Below are 3,425 nucleotides of genomic sequence, written 5' to 3'. Positions count from 1 at the left end.
CTAATGTTGTTGGCGGGATTTTTTATAATTATGTTTTTAAAGCATACTTGCTTTTAATATGCGGAAATCATTAAGACGATAATGAAACTCGCATTTGCCCAAGGAAGCAAACAGCCCGCGTTTATTGCAGGCTATTTGCCAGATGTCTTACTTAATCCTTCACATCTATTTCTGATAAGAAGGTTCAGAACTTATTATCGGAACGGCGGCTCATTAAAGGTTCGTAATTTACGTGAATGCAGTCGGTCGCCTTCTGCGCGCAGCAAATCGATCGCCCGAATGCCAATTTGTAGGTGTTCGGAAATAGCGCCTTCATAAAAACGGTTAGCCTGACCGGGAAGTTTAATCTCGCCATGCAACGGTTTATCTGAAACACACAGTAGTGTCCCGTATGGCACGCGGAAACGATATCCTTGCGCGGCAATGGTTGCACTTTCCATATCAATTGCTACGGCCCGGCTTAAGTTAAAACGAAGTGCAGAAGCTGAGTAACGTAATTCCCAGTTCCTGTCATCTGTGGTTACCACAGTACCAGTACGTAGCCGCTGTTTGACTTCCTCACCGGGCCTGCCACTCACCAGCTTGGTGGCGTCATAAAGCGCACGTTGCACTTCAGCAATGCTCGGAATAGGAATATCGGGCGGCAGAACCGCATCAAGAACGTGGTCATCGCGTAAATAAGCGTGTGCAAGTACATAATCGCCAATGGCCTGACTTTCACGTAATCCGCCACAGTGACCAATCATCAACCAGACATCCGGGCGTAGCACTGCCAGATGATCGCAGATGGTTTTAGCATTTGACGGTCCCACGCCAATATTCACCAGAGTAATACCCTGACCATCGGCGGTAATTAAATGCCATGCTGGCATCTGATGTTTTTTCCATGCAAGGTCGGAAATGGCTTCTTCTGGCGCTTCGGTTTCGGCGGTGATCCAGTTCCCGCCAGCACAAGAAAGGGCAATGTAGGGACTATCAGGATCGAGGATCTGGCTGCATCCCCAACGAACGAATTCATCCACATAACGTGTGTAGTTGGTAAACAAGACGAACGGCTGAAAATGTTCAACTGGCGTACCGGTATAATGGCGCAACCGTGCGAGGGAAAATTCGACGCGGCGCGCATCAAAATGCGATAGGGGGGAGAATTCAGTTGGATGATAAATGCCGTCTGCAGTTTCATCGCCAATTTGCGCCAGTTCTGTTGTCGGGAAGTAGCGAGTTAACCCAGCGCTCATTGAGCGATCAAGTGTCAATTCAGAGCCATCGATGACATAAGGATAAGGGATTTCATGCTGCGAGGGTTGCACAGAGATATGCGCACCATAATCCTGATACAGCAACGTAAGTTGTTCATTAAGATACGAACGAAAGAGAGTAGGGCGAGTAATCGTGGTGGTGTAGCTGCCTGCGTGAGTAAAACGACCAAATGCGCGCGTTTTGGGGGGATTGGTTGTGCTACCGTCCCAGGTTACGGTCAGTGATGGATAGACAAAAAGACCTTGTTTGCGGGCGTTTTCATCAGGTAATTCGCCACTTGTAATATAGTTGCCAATGGCGTTGCGTAATGCGACTACAGATTGCTCATACAGCGCGTCGAGTTTATCCAGTGCCTGAGCTGGGGTCAGACCGGAGCCCTTATTATTCATGTGTGTCTCCTGTTCCATACAATTACCGCACATCCGATAGTATGTCACAGGAATGTGAAACAAAAGTGTAAGGCGAAGATCGGATGATCTTCGCCAGACTATCAAGCGCGTTGATTGTCTTTCATCAACAAAGCGGTCATTGCGGAAATCAGACATCCAGCCAGCAAATAAATGGCGACGCTATGCCAGTTCCCGGCAAAGTAAGTGATGAGTGCAGCGGCAATAAAAGGTGTAAATCCACCGCCAACCACACTGGCGACCTGATAACCGACTCCAGCACCACTATAGCGATAACTGGCACCAAACATTTCGGTAAACATCGGTTGTTGCACACACACCACCATGTCATGCGCAATGTTTGCCAGCATTATGGAGAAGAAAACTATCCAGAAAATAGATTGTGCTTCAAGCGCCATAAAGAAAGGAAATGCGCTCAACGTTCCGATTAACGCACCTGTGATATAAACCCTGCGGCGACCAAAACGATCGGCAAGCCAGGCAAAACAGGGAATTGTCAAGCAGCTTAATCCACCTACCAGCAAACCAATATTGAGGAAAAGTTCGCGCGGTAACCCCATATTCTGGGTTGAATAATTAAGTGCAAAGGCAGTAACGATGTACATCGTCAGCAATTCGCACAGTCGTAGCGCAATAATCTTCAGGAAAGCACCGGGATGTCGTAACAGCGCTTCGATAACCGGGATGCGTTTTTTCGCGGCAGCTTGATAATGTTGCTGTTGTTCAAATTCCGCGGACTCCTCCATGCCATTGCGCACCCACAATGCTCCCAGTACCAGTACGATGCTAAACAGGAAAGGAATGCGCCAGCCCCAGCTTAAAAACTGTTCGTCAGTCGTCATCATACTGATCAATGAAACCAGTCCGGTTGAAAGCAGTAAACCTACACCGTAGCCAACTTGTACACCGCTACTGTAAAAGGCTTTTTTATTTTTCGGTGCACTTTCAACGGAAAGCAACGCCGCGCCTCCCCATTCGCCGCCGACGGCAAATCCCTGAATGGCACGCAGTGTCACCAGCAAAATAGGTGCCCACCACCCAATGGTCGAGAATGAAGGAAGAATACCAATCAAGGCTGTCGCGATGCCCATCATCCAGACGGTCAGCATTAACATGCGCTTACGTCCCAGTCGGTCGCCAAAGTGACCGAAAATGACACCGCCGAGCGGACGGAAAAGGAATCCGACGCCAAAGGTGGCAAATGCGGCGAGCGTTCCCATCGCCGGGCTTACTTGCGGGAAAAACTCGCGATTAAACACCAGTGCGGCGGTGATGCCATAGAGTAAAAAATCATACCAGTCGACGACGGCACCAGCGAAGCTGCCTAACGCAGCTCGTCGGGCGCGACTTAACGAAAGCGTCCCTTCATCGGGACGAGTGGAGATGAGCGTGGAGTCCATAATGATCCTGTTTGTACTGTCTTTTTATAATTAGTATGGAAAAGGTAACTCACATTGCCGTCGATCTATAAACGAACCTTATGAGACTACCTCGACAGAGCGCATCTGCAAATGATTTTATGGCTGATTAGCGGCAACATGAAAAATTCGATGGAAGATGAAAGCGCAGGAGTTGCTGGTGTTGTTTAAGGATTAAGCAGAGGAGCCACAGGTTAGAGATATGAAACATAAAAGTCCGCATATGCACAAAATGGCACCCTGATGAGTCTGATAGACTGCATTGCATTATAACCAGTAGGGAGGCGAGGTTAGGTATGTTTTTAGCATCATTGTTGAGACGTATTGCATTTAGTTACTA

The 3,425-nt window shown here is 48.1% G+C and carries 2 protein-coding genes; both read right to left on the bottom strand.

The window, feature by feature from the left end; all coding sequences use genetic code 11:
* Positions 1-194: 194 nt before the first annotated feature.
* Entirely contained in the window at positions 195-1,649 is a 1,455-nt protein-coding gene (gene amn / locus QZF50_RS23075; RefSeq protein ID WP_290389020.1) for an AMP nucleosidase, read from the bottom strand.
* Positions 1,650-1,750: 101 nt separating this feature from the next.
* Positions 1,751-3,067: a shikimate transporter gene (gene shiA / locus QZF50_RS23070; RefSeq protein ID WP_000378571.1), complete on the bottom strand. Its 1,317-nt coding sequence runs from the start codon at positions 3,065-3,067 to the stop codon at positions 1,751-1,753.
* Between the last annotated feature and the right edge of the window lie 358 nt (positions 3,068-3,425).

Source organism: uncultured Escherichia sp. (assembly GCF_948475835.1).
Lineage (GTDB): Bacteria > Pseudomonadota > Gammaproteobacteria > Enterobacterales > Enterobacteriaceae > ECMA0423.
Note: the sequence above shows the minus strand (reverse complement) of the source record. Positions and strands in the feature narration are given on the sequence as shown.